The 15,077-nt window shown below is 35.6% G+C and carries 17 protein-coding genes; 13 read left to right on the top strand and 4 right to left on the bottom strand.

From position 1 onward, the window contains the following. Nucleotides 1-379 precede the first annotated feature (379 nt). From alaS to G4D61_RS07185, 9 genes are all read left to right on the top strand, one after another. Nucleotides 380-3,013 carry an alanine--tRNA ligase gene (gene alaS / locus G4D61_RS07225; RefSeq protein ID WP_163173582.1) on the top strand — a complete coding sequence of 878 codons (2,634 nt, stop codon included), beginning with the start codon at nucleotides 380-382 and terminating at the stop codon, nucleotides 3,011-3,013. A 154-nt stretch (nucleotides 3,014-3,167) separates the two neighbouring features. Further along, the gene (locus G4D61_RS07220) at nucleotides 3,168-3,434 is read left to right on the top strand and encodes an IreB family regulatory phosphoprotein (RefSeq protein ID WP_025726620.1); all 267 of its coding nucleotides are present in this window, start codon (nucleotides 3,168-3,170) and stop codon (nucleotides 3,432-3,434) included. A 2-nt stretch (nucleotides 3,435-3,436) separates the two neighbouring features. Continuing rightward, nucleotides 3,437-3,853 carry a Holliday junction resolvase RuvX gene (gene ruvX / locus G4D61_RS07215; protein ID WP_025726621.1) on the top strand — a complete coding sequence of 139 codons (417 nt, stop codon included), beginning with the start codon at nucleotides 3,437-3,439 and terminating at the stop codon, nucleotides 3,851-3,853. Between the two features lie 12 nt (nucleotides 3,854-3,865). After that, nucleotides 3,866-4,168 (top strand): DUF1292 domain-containing protein, encoded by a 303-nt coding sequence (locus tag G4D61_RS07210; protein WP_025726622.1) that lies wholly within the window; start codon nucleotides 3,866-3,868, stop codon nucleotides 4,166-4,168. A gap of 380 nt (nucleotides 4,169-4,548) precedes the next feature. Continuing rightward, entirely contained in the window at nucleotides 4,549-5,628 is a 1,080-nt protein-coding gene (gene mltG, locus G4D61_RS07205) for an endolytic transglycosylase MltG (protein WP_025726623.1), read from the top strand. Between the two features lie 411 nt (nucleotides 5,629-6,039). Beyond that, on the top strand, nucleotides 6,040-6,687 hold the full coding sequence (locus G4D61_RS07200; protein WP_025726624.1) for an O-methyltransferase: 648 nt from the start codon (nucleotides 6,040-6,042) through the stop codon (nucleotides 6,685-6,687). Nucleotides 6,688-6,693: 6 nt separating this feature from the next. Then, nucleotides 6,694-7,320 carry a uridine kinase gene (gene udk, locus G4D61_RS07195; protein ID WP_035348084.1) on the top strand — a complete coding sequence of 209 codons (627 nt, stop codon included), beginning with the start codon at nucleotides 6,694-6,696 and terminating at the stop codon, nucleotides 7,318-7,320. A 201-nt stretch (nucleotides 7,321-7,521) separates the two neighbouring features. Then, the gene (greA, locus tag G4D61_RS07190; RefSeq protein WP_025726625.1) at nucleotides 7,522-7,995 is read left to right on the top strand and encodes a transcription elongation factor GreA; all 474 of its coding nucleotides are present in this window, start codon (nucleotides 7,522-7,524) and stop codon (nucleotides 7,993-7,995) included. 352 nt (nucleotides 7,996-8,347) lie between these two features. Next, nucleotides 8,348-8,986 carry a YrrS family protein gene (locus G4D61_RS07185; protein ID WP_035352458.1) on the top strand — a complete coding sequence of 213 codons (639 nt, stop codon included), beginning with the start codon at nucleotides 8,348-8,350 and terminating at the stop codon, nucleotides 8,984-8,986. A gap of 62 nt (nucleotides 8,987-9,048) precedes the next feature. On the opposite strand, the gene G4D61_RS07180 is transcribed toward G4D61_RS07185, so the two are convergent. Beyond that, nucleotides 9,049-9,255: a YrzA family protein gene (locus G4D61_RS07180; RefSeq protein ID WP_025726627.1), complete on the bottom strand. Its 207-nt coding sequence runs from the start codon at nucleotides 9,253-9,255 to the stop codon at nucleotides 9,049-9,051. Nucleotides 9,256-9,382: 127 nt separating this feature from the next. On the opposite strand from G4D61_RS07180, the gene mtnN reads away from it, so the two are divergent. The 3 genes from mtnN (at nucleotide 9,383) to G4D61_RS07165 (ending at nucleotide 11,037) form a co-directional block, all read left to right on the top strand. Continuing rightward, a complete protein-coding gene (gene mtnN / locus G4D61_RS07175; protein WP_025726628.1) occupies nucleotides 9,383-10,078 on the top strand; it encodes a 5'-methylthioadenosine/S-adenosylhomocysteine nucleosidase in 696 nt (231 codons plus the stop codon). 102 nt (nucleotides 10,079-10,180) lie between these two features. Continuing rightward, nucleotides 10,181-10,450: a YrhC family protein gene (locus G4D61_RS07170; protein WP_025726629.1), complete on the top strand. Its 270-nt coding sequence runs from the start codon at nucleotides 10,181-10,183 to the stop codon at nucleotides 10,448-10,450. Between the two features lie 443 nt (nucleotides 10,451-10,893). Further along, complete coding sequence (locus G4D61_RS07165) at nucleotides 10,894-11,037, top strand: YrzI family small protein (RefSeq protein WP_081749930.1); 144 nt, start codon at nucleotides 10,894-10,896, stop codon at nucleotides 11,035-11,037. Nucleotides 11,038-11,281: 244 nt separating this feature from the next. On the opposite strand, the gene sigK is transcribed toward G4D61_RS07165, so the two are convergent. Continuing rightward, the gene (gene sigK / locus G4D61_RS07160; RefSeq protein WP_025726630.1) at nucleotides 11,282-12,004 is read right to left on the bottom strand and encodes an RNA polymerase sporulation sigma factor SigK; all 723 of its coding nucleotides are present in this window, start codon (nucleotides 12,002-12,004) and stop codon (nucleotides 11,282-11,284) included. 210 nt (nucleotides 12,005-12,214) lie between these two features. Here sigK and G4D61_RS07155 point away from each other — a divergent pair, with 210 nt between their 5' ends. After that, the gene (locus G4D61_RS07155) at nucleotides 12,215-14,002 is read left to right on the top strand and encodes a M3 family oligoendopeptidase (protein ID WP_035352455.1); all 1,788 of its coding nucleotides are present in this window, start codon (nucleotides 12,215-12,217) and stop codon (nucleotides 14,000-14,002) included. 60 nt (nucleotides 14,003-14,062) lie between these two features. Here G4D61_RS07155 and pssA read toward each other — a convergent pair whose 3' ends face one another. Both pssA and G4D61_RS07145 read right to left on the bottom strand, forming a co-directional pair. Then, nucleotides 14,063-14,599 carry a CDP-diacylglycerol--serine O-phosphatidyltransferase gene (pssA, locus tag G4D61_RS07150; protein ID WP_025726632.1) on the bottom strand — a complete coding sequence of 179 codons (537 nt, stop codon included), beginning with the start codon at nucleotides 14,597-14,599 and terminating at the stop codon, nucleotides 14,063-14,065. Nucleotides 14,600-14,703: 104 nt separating this feature from the next. Further along, nucleotides 14,704-14,844 carry a sporulation histidine kinase inhibitor Sda gene (locus tag G4D61_RS07145; protein WP_025726633.1) on the bottom strand — a complete coding sequence of 47 codons (141 nt, stop codon included), beginning with the start codon at nucleotides 14,842-14,844 and terminating at the stop codon, nucleotides 14,704-14,706. Nucleotides 14,845-15,077 lie beyond the last annotated feature (233 nt).

Raw genomic sequence — 15,077 nt, 5'->3', positions numbered from 1 at the left:
ATCGAGTATGTTATAGTCCATTTACGCTTACAGCGGCAAGAGAGGAATTTCCTAGGCTGAGAGAAATTCTAAATGAAGGATAACAGAAGGCTAGTCTTGAGTGCAGGTAAACCCTGTCGTTTTGTCCCGTTATCGACACCCAAGTGAAAGGCAAGTTTTTTTGCCTTTAATCAGGGTGGTACCGCGAGTAAGCCTCTCGTCCCTGGATATGGGATGAAGGCTTTTTTTATTTTCTAGAAAATGGTTTATCTTTTATGGATAGAATGCAAAATGGTACAAAAGATTTATTTGCCAGCAAAGGTAGACATAGGGCTTACAATGTAAAATTAACGTTTTTGGACTATGTGAGCTCGGTATAAATAATTAGGAGGTTATACATATGAAGAAACTTACTGGTGCGGAAATTCGCCGAATGTTTTTAGATTTTTTCCAAGAAAAAGGCCACAAAATTGAACCAAGCGCTTCATTAATTCCTCATGATGATCCTTCATTACTATGGATTAACAGTGGGGTAGCAACTTTAAAAAAATATTTTGATGGACGGGTCATTCCAGAGAATCCACGTATTGTGAATGCACAAAAATCAATTCGTACAAATGATATTGAAAACGTAGGAAAAACAGCACGCCATCATACCTTTTTTGAAATGATGGGGAATTTCTCAATAGGTGATTACTTTAAAGAAGAAGCAATCACTTGGGCTTGGGAGTTTTTAACGAGCGAGAAGTGGATTGGGTTTGAGCCAGAAAAATTATCTGTTACAATTCATCCAGAAGATCATGAAGCATATGAGTTATGGCATAATAAAATTGGTATTCCAGATGATAGAATTGTCCGTTTAGAAGATAATTTTTGGGATATCGGTGAAGGACCAAGCGGACCAAATACGGAAATTTTTTATGATCGTGGACCAGAATATGGCGATGATGAAAATGATCCTGAATTATTTCCAGGCGGTGAAAATGAGCGTTATTTAGAAGTTTGGAATTTAGTGTTCTCTCAATTTAACCATAACCCTGATGGAAGCTATACTCCGCTTCCTAAGAAGAATATTGATACGGGAATGGGTCTTGAACGGATGACTTCTATTGTTCAAGAGGTGCCTACTAATTTTGATACTGATTTGTTCATGCCAATTATCCGCGAAACGGAAACAATCAGTGGTGTTCAATATGGAAAAGATAAAGAAAAAGATGTAGCATTTAAAGTCATTGCAGACCATATTAGAACAGTAGCATTTGCAATCAGTGACGGGGCATTGCCATCTAATGAAGGCCGCGGTTATGTGTTAAGACGCTTATTAAGACGTGCTGTTCGTTATGCGAAAACCATCAATATTCATGAGCCTTTTATGTATAAACTCGTTCCAGTTGTTGCTGAAATCATGGTAGATTACTATCCAACGGTAAAAGAAAAAGCGGACTTTATTCAAAAAGTTGTTAAAACAGAGGAAGAACGCTTCCATGAAACGTTACATGAAGGGTTGGCAATTCTCTCGCATATTATGAAAAAGGCGAAAGAAAGCGGCAGTGAGATGATTGCTGGCGAAGATGCATTCCGTTTATACGATACTTACGGTTTCCCGATTGAGCTTACAGAAGAATATGCAGAGGAACAAGGTTTAAAGGTTGATCATGAAGGCTTTGAAAAAGAGATGGAAAATCAACGTGAACGGGCGCGTAATGCACGCCAAGATGTTGATTCTATGCATGTTCAAGGTGGCGTTCTCGGAGAAATAAAAGTTGAGAGCACATTTATTGGTTATGATCAGTTGCAAACAACTGCACATGTAGCAGTCATACTTAAAGATGGTGAACTTGTTCAAACAGCAAATGCTGGTGAGGAAATTCAATTTATTTTAGATCAGACACCTTTCTATGCAGAAAGCGGTGGACAGGTTGCGGATAAAGGGACATTAACGGCTGAAGGCTTGAAAGTAGAAGTGAAAAATGTCCAAAAAGCTCCAAATGGACAAAACTTGCATCAGGCAGTTGTTGTTGAAGGAGTATTGAAAACAGGACAAGAAGTATATGCAGAAGTGAATCAAGCTGAACGCAATCGAACAATGAAAAATCATTCAGCTACCCATTTATTGCATCAAGCATTAAAAGATGTCCTTGGACCACATGTTAACCAAGCAGGTTCGTTAGTAGAGCCAACACGGTTACGTTTTGACTTTTCACACTTTGGTCAAGTAAAACAAGAAGAATTAGAACAAATAGAGACAATTGTAAATGAACAAATTTGGGCAAGTCTGCCTGTAAATACTGATTTGAAAAATTTAAATGAGGCAAAAGCGATGGGGGCAATGGCGCTATTCGGTGAAAAATACGGTGAGATTGTTCGCGTAGTTTCAATGGGAGATTATAGTCTCGAATTATGCGGCGGCTGTCACGTCTCAAACACTTCATCAATTGGTTTGTTTAAAATTGTTTCCGAATCAGGCATTGGTGCCGGAACACGCCGTATTGAAGCAGTGACGGGAGAAGCGGCATATCAATTAATGAAAGATCAGCTTCACCTCTTGCAAGAAGTGAGTGAAAAGTTAAAAGCAAAACCAAAAGAACTTCCTCATCGTGTAGACGGCTTATTACAGGAAATGAAAGAGCTCCAAAGAGAAAATGAGTCACTTTCTACTAAATTATCTAATATTGAAGCAGGAAGCTTATTAGATAATGTAAAAGAGATAGATGGTATCAAAGTTCTTGCCGCAAAAGTTCAAGCAAGCGATATGAACCAACTTCGTAATATGGCAGATGAATTAAAACAAAAACTGGCAAGCGGTATTGTTGTGTTAGCTTCTGCCCAAGGAGAGAAAGTGAATATTATCGCTGGTGTGACGAAAGATTTAGTAGAAAAAGGTTTTCATGCTGGCAAGCTTGTCAAAGAAGTGGCAAGTTTATGCGGTGGTGGCGGCGGCGGTCGTCCAGATATGGCCCAAGCCGGAGGAAAACAGCCTGAAAAAATCGAATCGGCATTAAAATTTGTTGAAGAATGGGTAAAATCCGTTTGATTCAAGTGAAAAGTATTGTACAATGAAACAAAGCTAGTGTTTACAATATCAAGTTTTGCTTTTATGTTATTGTGCACCTTTGATAGAGACTCGAATGTAAACACATATTCCCGCTCGGTTTAATAAGCCAAGCTCTAAAGAGAGGTGCTGCTTGATGAGTTCATTTGATAAAACGATGAGATTTAATTTTTCAGAAGAACCAATTGAACATGATGTGAAGGAAGTATTGTTGCATGTATACAGTGCATTACAAGAAAAAGGATATAATCCAATCAATCAAATAGTAGGTTATTTGTTGTCTGGTGATCCAGCATATATTCCACGTCATCAAGATGCCCGGAATACCATCCGTAAGCTTGAACGAGATGAAATCATCGAAGAATTGGTAAAATCTTACTTGAAACAGCATCGTGAGGGATAATATTGAAAATTATGGGTCTTGATGTTGGATCTAAAACTGTTGGGGTTGCAATTAGTGATGCCTTGGGTTGGACAGCCCAAGGCATTGAAACGATTGCGATCGATGAGGAAAGTAAACAGTTTGGATTCGATAGGGTTACAGAGCTTGTAGAAAACCATCAGGTTGAAAAAATCGTAGTAGGTTACCCGAAAAATATGAATAATACAATTGGTCCGCGTGCAGAAGCAGCAAAAGCATATGCTGAAGAACTAGAAAAAAGATTAAAGTTACCGATCATATTATGGGATGAACGTTTAAGTACGATGCAAGCGGAAAGAATATTACTACAAGCAGATGTTAGTAGAAAAAAGAGAAAGAAAGTCATTGATAAAATGGCAGCAAGTGTAATCTTACAAGGCTATCTTGATAGCCAAAATTAATGAGGTGAAAATATGGCGCATAATCATGATCATGAAAATCATCAACATATTACAGTGGTAGATGAAGACGGAAACGAACAATTACACGAGGTACTATTCACATTTGAATCAGAGGACTTCGGGAAATCCTATGTATTGTATTATCCGGTAGGTGCAGAAGAAGACGAAGATGAATCAATTGAAATTCATGCTTCATCGTTTGTTACGAATGAAGATGGTACAGAAGGTGATCTTCAGCCAATTGAAACGGATGAAGAGTGGGATATGATCGAAGAAATGTTAAATACTTTTCTTGATGAAGAAGAAGAAGAGTAATGTGAAGAGAGATTTGGATATTTTCCAGATCTCTCTCTTTTTATTTTTTCTTCATACCTAAAAAGGGATGTGTTTCTTCACTTTTCGGTTTGATGGAAGAAGATTGCTTCCCTAATATTATTTTTACTTGAACGATTCTATCGTTATAGATTGATAATTTAGGGTTTCAAGACATCACAAATCATATAAAAATTACTTCATTTCTATAAAAGTTAAATAAAATTGAAATAGCAAATGTCAAAAAATGTAGTATAATGGACAAGGAAAATTGAAAATGTTCGTATGTCGAATATCATTAAAAAACGGATATTGAGTGATAAGATTCTCCTAAGAGTCTTTTCTTATGAAAGGATGAAAATGTGTTGACCGATAGAAAAGACATGTTCCATTTTAAAAATTTATTCCAAGATGGAAATAAAAAGAAAACGATTTTAACGGTTATAATTGTATGTTTACTAATCATCATTGCAAGCGGATATTTATATATACATTCGGCTTTAAAAGCTGTGAACCCTCATCATCAAACGGAAAAAAGGATCGAGATTCCTACTGGCTCAAATGTGTTGAAGATTGGAACTATTTTAAAAGAGCATCATTTGATCAAAAATCCTTATGTATTTGCTTTTTACGCCAGATTGCATCATGATGAAAATTTTCAAGCAGGAACGTTTGAGCTTTCAACTGCAATGACATTAGACGAGATTGTACAACGTTTGCAAAAGGGTGGAATAGCAGCGATTGAGTTTACGATTCCTGAGGGAACACAAATTGATGAAATAGCAGCGATTGTCAGCAAACATTCATCGTATAGTCAGCAGCAATTTTTAAAACAAGTTGATGATCCAAAGTTTATTCAATTAATGATTCATAAGTATCCGAACATGCTGACAGCGGCCATTTTAAGTAAACAGATTCGTCATCCGCTTGAAGGGTATTTGTTCCCTGCAACTTATTCTTTTTATAATAAAAATATTAGTTTGCAAGACATGATCAGCAAAATGATTGCCAAAACAAATGATGTCTTGTCCCCTTACCAAGAGGAGAGAGAGAAAAAGCAATTATCCGTTCATCAACTTATGACGATGGCTTCCCTTGTAGAGGAAGAGGCAACAGGTGATGTAGATAGAGAGAAGATTGCGAGTGTCTTTTATAACCGCCTAGCAAAGAATATGCCATTACAGACAGATCCAACTGTTCTGTATGCAATGAAACAACATAAAGAAAAAGTCGTATATAAAGATTTAAAGGTGAATTCCCCTTATAATACTTATAAACATAAAGGCTTGCCGCCGGGACCGATCGGTAGTCCAGGAGAAAAATCGATTCAAGCTGCTTTAAAGCCAGCAAAGACAGATTACTTATATTTTTTGGCAAATATTCATACCGGTAAAGTATACTTTGCAAAAACACTTAAAGAGCATAATGCTTTGAAAGAAAAATACATTTCTAAGAAAGATTAGCATTGTCGATGAAAATATGCTAATATAGTAACGGAAAATTTGTCGAAAAATGTTATAGAATAATGAATAGTGATTCATATATTGAAGAATAGAAAGCTATTGACAATGCTTTCTATTTTCATGTAGTGATGTTTTTATGAGTTTCAACAATTTTATTCACTTTACGGTTCATAAAGAAGCTGACTGAAGCAGAAACTGCGGGATTCCGTGGAATAGGTAGAACCCCGTATACTTAAAACCGACCATTAAGAGGGAGCTATTTCATAACTTAGTTATTGGATATTTAGTTGTTTACTTCCCTTTATAGACCTACAAGATGGATTTTACACATTTGCTCTAAAAATATAATGAAAAAAGAGTGGTTAAGAAACATGTTTGATTGACAGCTGTTAAATGCAAGGAGGCTTTTTTGTGAATGGAAAATTAGATTCATATCTTGAATCGTTTATTACAGATCGCAATGAATTATTTACGGAAATGGAAAGATACGCGGATTTGAATCACGTGCCAATTATGGAGATTACAGGTATCAATACATTATGTCAGTTGTTAAGATTGCAAAACCCGAAAAGAATTCTTGAAATTGGGACAGCGATTGGCTACTCAGCCTTAAGAATGGCAGATACTTTAGAACAAGTTGAAATCATTACAATTGAACGTGATGAAGAGCGTTATGAACGTGCGATTCATTATCTTGGACGTTCACCATATGGCCAAAGAGTGAAAGTTATTAAGGGCGATGCATTGGACCAATCCGTGATTGATGAGGTACATTCATTCGGTCCGTACGATGCAATTTTTATAGATGCGGCTAAAGGACAGTATCAAAAATTTTTCAATGAATTTACAGCATCCCTAAATGAACAAGGTTGTGTGTACACAGACAACGTTCTTTTTAAAGGGCTTGTATTGGAAGATGAAGATTTGATTGAAAAGAAAAATCTTCGCAATCTTGTAAAGAAAATTAAACATTATAATCAATGGTTAATGCAGCATGAAGAATTCATTACAACGATTTTACCAGTTGGAGATGGATTGGCAGTTAGTATAAAGAGGTGAAATGGAATGGAAAAAAAACCCGCTGTTATTGGGGTTGCAGGTGGATCTGGATCTGGAAAAACTAGTGTAACGAATACAATTTATGAAACATTAAAGGATCACTCAATATTAGTACTTGAACAAGATTATTATTATAAAGATCAAAGTCATCTTCCGTTTGAGGAAAGATTAAAGACAAATTATGATCATCCATTTGCGTTTGATAATGACTTATTGATTGAGCATTTAGGCCAGCTGCTTCAATACGAGCCAATTGAAAAACCTGTTTATGATTATAGTAGACATACAAGATCAGAGCAAACCATACATGTTGAACCGAAAGATGTAATTATTTTAGAAGGAATTTTAGTATTAGATGATGAAAGATTGCGTAACTTAATGGATATTAAAATATATGTCGATACTGATGCAGACTTGCGTATTATTAGACGGCTGTTAAGAGACATAGAAGAACGCGGCAGAACGATCCAGTCAGTCATTGATCAATATACGAATGTCGTAAGACCGATGCATAATCAATTTATTGAACCGACAAAAAGATATGCTGATGTGATTATTCCAGAGGGTGGTCACAATCATGTTGCAATTGATTTAGTTGTGACGAAATTGCAATCGATTCTTGAACAAAAATGATTTTTGTAATACGATATTCTAGAATATATATTAAGCGCGCCGATTACTTGGCGCGCTAAACCATATTTGTAAAAATATGATTTAGCGGGGGAAAGAAAATTGAAAACGCATATAAAGAGGATAAATATGGTGATACACCCCCAACCAAATATTCTTCTTTATAAAATAGACGTTAATAAAGAGATATAGGAGTGAAGGTAATTGGCTACTGAAAAAGTATATCCAATGACACAAGACGGTAAAGAAAAATTAGAACAAGAATTAGAATACTTAAAAACAGTTAAACGTAAAGAAGTTGTAGAACGGATTAAAATCGCTCGTAGCTTTGGAGATCTTTCTGAAAACTCCGAATATGATTCAGCGAAAGAAGAACAAGCTTTTGTGGAAGGTCGTATTACAACAATTGAAAATATGATCCGCAATGCGAAAATTATTGAAAATGATGGTGAAACAGATGTAGTTTCTCTAGGCCGTTCTGTTACTTTTGTTGAGCTGCCTGATGGTGATGAAGAATCATATACGATTGTCGGCAGTGCTGAAGCTGATCCTTTTGAAGGAAAAATTTCTAACGATTCACCGATCGCTAAAAGCTTAATTGGCAAAAAAGTAGGCGATGAAGTGGTTGTGCAAACACCAGGTGGAGATATGAAGGTTAGAATCGTTTCAATTCAATAATTAGCTATTCAAAAAATGGGGATGTCTTATGAAAGATTCGGTATCGAGATCTTTCGTAAGATATCCTTTTTTTCTTTTTATATAATGAAAATATCGGATAGACATTTAGTGAAAAACAGAAACTTCTTAATTCATTGATTTACTGTGATATGGGCATTCCAAAATAGGCAATTGTCGTTGCGAATATTGTCAGAAAAGATGATGCAGGAGTGATTATTCTCTTATTCCGTGAAATTGGTTATATGAAAATGATAAGCATAATGTCCAGGCTTGTATCATATCGTAAACAGGAAATGTCTTTTCGATTGAGGAGATAAATGGTATGATAATGTCATGAAATGGAGGGATTACCTTGGTAGATTATTCTAGCCGTGAAGAACGATCGCGTGCGATGCAAAAAACAAAGCGGCGTAAAACCAATCTAATATTAAATACGTTAATTGTCATTGTTATTGTACTAATTTGTATTGTGGCGTACTCCATTTTCTTTGCTGGAGGAAATCATGCTGATAAAGATACAAGCTCACATAAACATGCGACGAAAACAGCCGCCGCTGTAACAGATAAAAAGGATTCTTCAAAAGCAAAAAGCTCAGAGAAAAAAGATACAGATAAAAAGAAGAAGAAGGAAGACTCTAAACAGTCAACTGTGAAGACAACGAATCCTAATGAACCAAATGTGAAAGAGCAAATCGTCGATTCAAGTTGGAAACCAGTTGGCACGCAGCAAACAAATGGACATGTTTACTCAACGGATTCATCATCACTTGATTGGCAGGAGAAGCTAAAAGCACTCTCTTATGCAACAGGTATTGATGTAAATAACATGACCGTGTGGTTTTTAGAAAAAGGTGAAACAACAGATCAAGCAATTGGTACGGTTTCGGAAAAAGGTCAAGATCAAACATATCGTGTATATTTAACATGGGTAGATGGAAAAGGGTGGAAACCTACTAAAATATACAAATTAATTCAAAATGATAAAAAATAAAGAGAGTGTCACAGCAACATCAATGGCTTCTTGCTGGTGTTGTTGTGACACTCCTTTTATGATTATTTTTTAAGTTTGAAGTGGACGACAGCAGTGTAATACGGTTTCCCGTCAGAATCTAAGTGCATTTGATGGGAAACAGAATGGACCCCAAGCATCAATGCCTTATTCACTTCGATTTGCTCATTTATTTTTTTCTCTAATGTATTTAATTGTTGTGCTTCAAAAAATTCAATTTTATCTTCAATCATTTCTAATTGTATGTTCATTTTTTAACCTCCTCCATATTGGCTCATTGCTAATATTATCACGATCTCGAAAATGTACAAGATATATGATATTTTCCATTTTTCCTTTATAATGGAGGAGAAAACTTTGAATGAAAGAGGTTAAGTCATGAAAGTAGCTATTATTGGTGCAATGGAAGAAGAAGTGTCTTTATTAAGAGAACATATATCCAATCGTCAAGTTGAGACGATTGCTGGTTATGAATACACTGTGGGAGAATTAAATGGTAAAGAAGTTGTTCTGCTTCGATCAGGAATTGGTAAAGTAAACGCCGCACTTTCGACAGGAATATTACTACAAACTTATCAACCGGACGTTGTCATTAATACAGGGTCAGCTGGAGGTTTAAATCCTGAGTTGACAGTGGGAGATGTCGTCATTTCAACAGAAGTGCGCCATCACGATGTAGATGCGACGATTTTTGGCTACGAGTACGGACAAGTTCCACAAATGCCTGCAGCATTCCAAGCAGATAAAGCATTAATTGCTGTTGCCGAACAAGCAGCACAGGAGATTCAAGCAATCCGAGTAAGCAAAGGTTTAATAGCAACTGGAGATTCATTTATGGATAAGCCAGAAAGAGTAGCAGCTGTTCGTGAACATTTTCCTGACGTTCAAGCAGTAGAAATGGAAGCAGTTGCTGTTGGACAAGTAGCATATCAATTTAACATTCCATTTGTTATCATCCGTTCATTATCAGATATCGCTGGGAAGGAATCAAATATTTCATTCGATCAGTTTCTTGAAACTGCAGCAGTAAATTCCGCTAATTTTGTCATGAGCATTGTAAAACATCTTAAATAAGAGCGTATATAATTTCCATCATTGCCTCTAATTACTTGTCAAAAATCATTCACGTCTATGTTACAGTTAGAATATCAGAGTCATAGAAAGGATGAATGACAGGTGAGAAAGGCGAAAGAATTATATGGGAAAATGATGGATTTTAAAATATATGCATTTATCACGTTAGCCGTTACGGGCTTTATATATTTAGGCGCTGTACTGCCTGTAGAAGGAAAAACAGAGAAGATGACTGAAATCATGATGACTGGAAACATCGTTTTCATAGGGATCGCTGCGCTTTTCTTCTTTTTATCCCGAAAATATTATGAAGAGCTACAACAGAGCGAAGAAGGTCTTCAATTGCTTGAAGAGCGATTAGATCAAAGATAAGTAAGCAAATCGTCTAATAGGCGGTTTGTTTTTTTTGTTTTGAGTTTTGTTTAATAATTGAATGTAGCACGTTTATCATGTTAATTAATATGATAAAGGAGTGAAAGAAGCAAAAAGGAATTTATGTAAATCTATTCGTTTGATTTTTTTGAAAAATAGTGCAAATAAGGGTTTACTTTATAAAAGAGATTGGATATAATTTCCTATGTAAACAAATTCATCTATAGGAGGTCGAAAACAATGAACTGTGTTATGGATATGAAAACTGTACTCACAACTAAATCATTTCAACATTCGACCTTGATGAGGATGAGTTTGTGTTAATTTAGTTTATTAAACAATGCACATAAGCCGCAAGGAGAATGTAAATTCTTTTTGCGGCTTTTTAAATTTAGGCTGCAGGAAGATTATTTCCTGCGGCTTTTTTTTTGGGAGGTGATACAATGACGCTCAATTTAATCTTTATTACGGTAACAATTAGGCGCAATGCTAAAACGCTAGAACAGCAATTACACGATGAACAAGTAAAAGAGAGGTTTGAAGAGTTAAATATTAAAAAAGCTGAGCTACACATTACACATTTATAGGCATTGCTAAATTTGAAAGGATGGATGAAATATGACGGTATTGTATTTAATCAATCACAATGAAAAAGTACAGCACTTTATTGAAGCGGCGAAGGATACTACCTAGCAGCATCGTTGGGAGTGACGAGATTGTTCTTGCATATTTTAATGTTTACAGTGTTATTTTATAGAAACAAAAGAAATAATAAGTCAGATTAAATTAGAAAGCCATCAGTGCAGATACTTTTCACTGATGGCTTTCTTGCTAGTTATCTATTTGTTTTTTCTTTTCCTTTTCAAGACGATAAAATTCGTGGAACATCTTCATGAGCGCTCGTTTTTCTATCCGTGATACGTAGCTTCTGGAAATTCCTAACTCTTTTGCAATTTCTCTTTGAGTCTTTTCTTTTTTTGAACCTAAGCCGAAACGACCAACGATAACTTCCTTTTCTCGGTCGTCTAAAATATCGAAAAACTCTTTTACCTTTTCTAATTCCATATTCAGCTGAATGGTATCAAAAACATCTTCGGCATCCGATTGTAAAACATCAATTAAAGAAATTTCATTCCCCTCTTTATCTTGACCAATCGGATCATGCAATGAGACATCCTTTTTTGTTTTTTTCAATGCTCTTAAGTGCATTAATATTTCATTTTCTATACATCTGGCGGCATATGTTGCCAGTTTTGTTCCTTTGCCCTCCGAATAACTTTCAATCGCCTTAATTAATCCAATTGTACCGATAGATATTAAGTCTTCAGAGTCTTCACCAGTGTTTTCAAATTTTTTGACGATATGAGCAACTAAACGTAAATTATGCTCAATTAACATATTGCGTGCTTCTTCATCACCTTCTGCCATTTGTTTGAGATACTTCCGTTCTTCACTAGGTGATAGGGGGTGTGGGAAGGCATTGTTTTTTACATAGGATACTAAAAAAACGAGCTCTTTAAACATCAATCCAAATGCGGTTAAAATTCCAGACATGCTTCCACCTCCAGTAGGCTTTTGCCTATATATCTAATATTTATGTAAAATCGGAAAGAATTGTGTCTGTCCAACAGAAAGTAGTGAATAATAATTTCCCTAAGATAAATGAAAGTTATGTGGAAAATTATAAAAATTAGGAAGAGAGGAAATATACTGGTATACTTTTAAAATATAAGAAACAGCAATCATTGGAGAGGGTGGTTAATTGTGAAGTTTCCTACATTTTCACAAAACTGGGATCTAGACGTATTATTTATGGGTGGCAGTCATTCGCCTGCTTTTCAAGATTTTCTTAATAAGAGCGAAAAGGATTTAAGTGCATTTCAACAATATGTAGAGGCTTGGCAACTTGACTTACAGGATACAGATCGTTTTTACACCCTTTTAGAAATGCTAAAAGCAAATATGCAGCAACTTGAACAAGCAAGTTCATTTGTTAGCTGCTTACAAGCTCAAGATACTTCAGATTCGAAAGCGGGTTCACTGCGGGCAAAGGTTTCACAATTGTTGGCTACATATGGAGTCATTTTAACAACTTTTGATGAGAAGCTTCGTAGCATCTCAGATAGGGAATGGCAACAGCTCTTAGAGAAAAAAGAATTTAGTGAACTTCAATTTTTCTTAACAGAAAGACGAAAACATGCAAAAGAAAAGTTATCAAAAGCTGAAGAGTCTCTTATTCATTCCCTCTCAGTTGATGGTTATCATGGATGGGGAGAGATATACGATACCCTTGCTAGTCATGTCTATATTCCATTTGTAGAAAACGGCGAAACGAATATGCTATCAGTTGGGCAAGCATCAAACTTATTCAATCATCCTAATAGGGCAGTTAGAAAAGAAGTATTTCATAAATGGGAAGAGGCATGGGGCGAAAAAACAGATATGCTTGCAGATATATTAAATCATCTTGCAGGATTCCGCTTAACTGTCTATAAAGCGCGAGGATGGGAAGATGTTTTAAAGGAGCCGCTTGCGATCAGTCGTATGAAAAAGGAAACATTGGATACAATGTGGCATACAATTGCAGATTTCAAAGCACCATTAGTCCGGTTTTTAAACAAAAAAGCAGAAATGTTAGGCATTAAGAAGCTTAGTTGGTTTGATGTAGAAGCGCCGATCGGCAATACTAATAGTACCATGACTTTTGATGAAGGAGCAGAATTCATCATTTCACATTTCAATAAATTTGGACCGCAATTAGCAGATTTAGCAAAGACAGCTTTCAAGAATCGATGGATTGAGGCAGAAGATCGGCCTGGCAAAAGAGCAGGTGGCTTTTGTACATCTTTTCCGCTAAGTGAACAGTCGCGTATTTTCATGACGTATTCTGGTACGCCATCAAATGTTTCAACATTGGCGCATGAATTAGGGCATGCTTTTCACTCTGCTGTGCTTCATGAAATTCATCCACTAAAGAGAAACTATGCGATGAATGTCGCTGAAACAGCATCCACTTTTGCAGAAATGGTTATTGCTGATGCAGCTGTGAAGCAGGCCGCATCTAAAGAAGAAAAATTAGTTCTTTTAGAAGATAAAATTCAAAGATCAGTGGCGCTGCTAATGAATATCCATGCTCGTTTTCTTTTTGAAACAGCCTTTTATGAAGAAAGGAAGGCAGGATACGTTCATAAAGAACGTTTGAATGAACTTATGATTGATGCCCAAAAAACTGCTTATGGTGATGCATTAGGTCAATATCATCCGCAATTTTGGTCATCAAAACTTCATTTTTATATAACAGACACACCGTTTTATAATTTTCCTTATACTTTCGGTTACTTGTTCTCCTTAGGTATATATGCGAAAGCAATGGAAGCAGGAGCTGGATACGAGAAAAAATATATTGCTTTGCTTCAAGACACGGCGTCAATGACCGTAGAAGAATTAGCAAAAAAACATTTAGACGTTGACTTGACGAAACGGGACTTCTGGGAAGCCGGATTGAAACTTTGTATAGAGGATATTGAAGAATTTTTAGCGTTACTTGGATAAAATAAAAAGCAGCAGAAAGTGTTTTAGCTCTGCTGCTTTTTACGTGAAACTTAAGCTTTCTTATAATTTTTTGAATTTAAATGTTGATACCATGAAAATGGATAGAAGAAAAATAAGGATGAAGAAAAAAATGGATGGCAAGTATGGAATTCCGGTGTAACTTACACAAAGAACGACACCTGCAGCAGTTATTGGTAAGCCCGTATAATGTCCGCTGAATTCCATAATATTAAAGCGTGCTAGACGAATTGTGCCGCAAACGATATAAAAAAGTATAAAAAAAATGCCTAGCAAATTGAATTGATGGAAAATTCCATGATACATAATGATGGCAGGAGCAGTACCAAAAGACACGATATCGCATAGTGAATCGAGCTGTTTTCCAAAATCGGAATGAATGTTTAATTTGCGGGCAACTTTCCCATCAAAACCATCAATCAATGCAGCAATCAATACAAGAACAACTGCTAAATGCAGATTTTTTACAGAAAAAAGTATAGAAACTATACCTAGACATACATTTATGATCGTTAAACAGTTAGCAGAATGGGCTTTAAGCTTTTTAATGGTTTCATCAAATAACTCATATGAAAACATGCTATCCACCACCCTTGCATGAATCTTTGATGATTAATATTAACATATTCTTCGCCAATTTTTTTATAACAAAAAAAATCCCTAGAAAAAGGGACATTGATTCATCAAGAAGAAATTTGCAATTTGTTAAAAAGGGAGCGACGTTTGATTTCTTTTTCAATCATTTTAATAAAATCTTTGCTAAGTTTTAATTCTATCGCTTTATAATAAGACTCAATTAAAAGTTCATCTGAAAGTGTATGCATATTTTCCGCCTCCTAATGTTAGACGTTGAACATAGTGCAAATGTAGAGGAATGAATGTAATTCTATGTCCTTACACATAATCTATCAAATTTATCGTTGTGGAACAAGTGTTCCTTTATCCACAATTACATGTTTACAACTTGTTGATAAGTTGTTTATAAAGAAACGGAACCTTTATATTTCACTGTGAAAAGTGTGTATAAAGTTATCCACATTCGTTGGAAAAAGTAGAA

This window comes from Heyndrickxia ginsengihumi (assembly GCF_011008565.1).
In the GTDB taxonomy this organism is placed as follows: Bacteria; Bacillota; Bacilli; order Bacillales; family Bacillaceae_C; genus Weizmannia; species Weizmannia ginsengihumi.
This window is presented reverse-complemented; position numbering and strand designations above follow the sequence as displayed.

What these genes read in the sequence shown, in the direction of transcription:
- alaS (WP_163173582.1), top strand. Translation starts at nt 380, where the DNA reads ATGAAGAAACTTACTGGTGCGGAAATTCGCCGAATGTTTTTAGATTTT.
- G4D61_RS07220 (WP_025726620.1), top strand. Translation starts at nt 3,168, where the DNA reads ATGAGTTCATTTGATAAAACGATGAGATTTAATTTTTCAGAAGAACCA.
- G4D61_RS07210 (WP_025726622.1), top strand. Translation starts at nt 3,866, where the DNA reads ATGGCGCATAATCATGATCATGAAAATCATCAACATATTACAGTGGTA.
- mltG (WP_025726623.1), top strand. Translation starts at nt 4,549, where the DNA reads ATGTTCCATTTTAAAAATTTATTCCAAGATGGAAATAAAAAGAAAACG.
- udk (WP_035348084.1), top strand. Translation starts at nt 6,694, where the DNA reads ATGGAAAAAAAACCCGCTGTTATTGGGGTTGCAGGTGGATCTGGATCT.
- G4D61_RS07180 (WP_025726627.1), bottom strand. Translation starts at nt 9,255, where the DNA reads ATGAACATACAATTAGAAATGATTGAAGATAAAATTGAATTTTTTGAA.
- mtnN (WP_025726628.1), top strand. Translation starts at nt 9,383, where the DNA reads ATGAAAGTAGCTATTATTGGTGCAATGGAAGAAGAAGTGTCTTTATTA.
- G4D61_RS07165 (WP_081749930.1), top strand. Translation starts at nt 10,894, where the DNA reads ATGACGCTCAATTTAATCTTTATTACGGTAACAATTAGGCGCAATGCT.
- sigK (WP_025726630.1), bottom strand. Translation starts at nt 12,004, where the DNA reads ATGTCTGGAATTTTAACCGCATTTGGATTGATGTTTAAAGAGCTCGTT.
- pssA (WP_025726632.1), bottom strand. Translation starts at nt 14,599, where the DNA reads ATGTTTTCATATGAGTTATTTGATGAAACCATTAAAAAGCTTAAAGCC.
- G4D61_RS07145 (WP_025726633.1), bottom strand. Translation starts at nt 14,844, where the DNA reads ATGCATACACTTTCAGATGAACTTTTAATTGAGTCTTATTATAAAGCG.